The organism is uncultured Paracoccus sp. (assembly GCF_947496875.1).
Lineage (GTDB): Bacteria > Pseudomonadota > Alphaproteobacteria > Rhodobacterales > Rhodobacteraceae > Paracoccus.
In genome coordinates this window covers 1-563 of the sequence record NZ_CANMEH010000079.1, presented here as the reverse complement: position 1 = coordinate 563, position 563 = coordinate 1, and the positions used below count along the sequence as shown (strand labels likewise).

Below are 563 nucleotides of genomic sequence, written 5' to 3'. Positions count from 1 at the left end.
CATCGCCCCGGCCAGGCGATCGATCTGCTGGTGGTGGGCCAGAAGGCGGCGATCGATGCTCTCAGGTCGGCCGGGCTCCCGCCGCGGGTCGAGGCGGTGCATTTCAACGCGCTGAGCGGGCTGGATCGCTGGGGCGGGATCGGCGGCATGGTGATCCTTGGCCGCACGCTGCCCGCGCCGCGGACGGTCGAGTTGATCGCGATGGCCCTGACCGGCCGCGTGCCCGCGTCGAACCCGGAGCACGCGGGCTGGTGGTATCCCATGATCGAGCGCCGCATCCGGCTTGCGGGCGACCGGACCGCGCCGCGCGCGATGGAGGAACATGCCGATCCCATCGCCGAGGCCGTGCGCTGGTGCATCTGCGAGGGCGAGCTGATCCAGGCGATGGGGCGCGGGCGCGGGGTCAACCGCACCGCCGCCACGCCGCTCGAGATCGACCTGCTCACGGACGTGGTCCTGCCGGTCACCGTCGATGCGCTGGTGCCCTGGTCCGACCTCCGCCCGACCCGGCGCGACCTGATGGCACTCACCGGCATCGTGCTCGAGAACTCCGCCGACATGGC

At 72.5% G+C, this 563-nt stretch carries 1 pseudogene; it reads left to right on the top strand.

The features are described 5' to 3' along the window. Positions 1-563 (top strand): annotated as a pseudogene (locus tag Q0938_RS19185) (hypothetical protein); the annotation flags it as partial.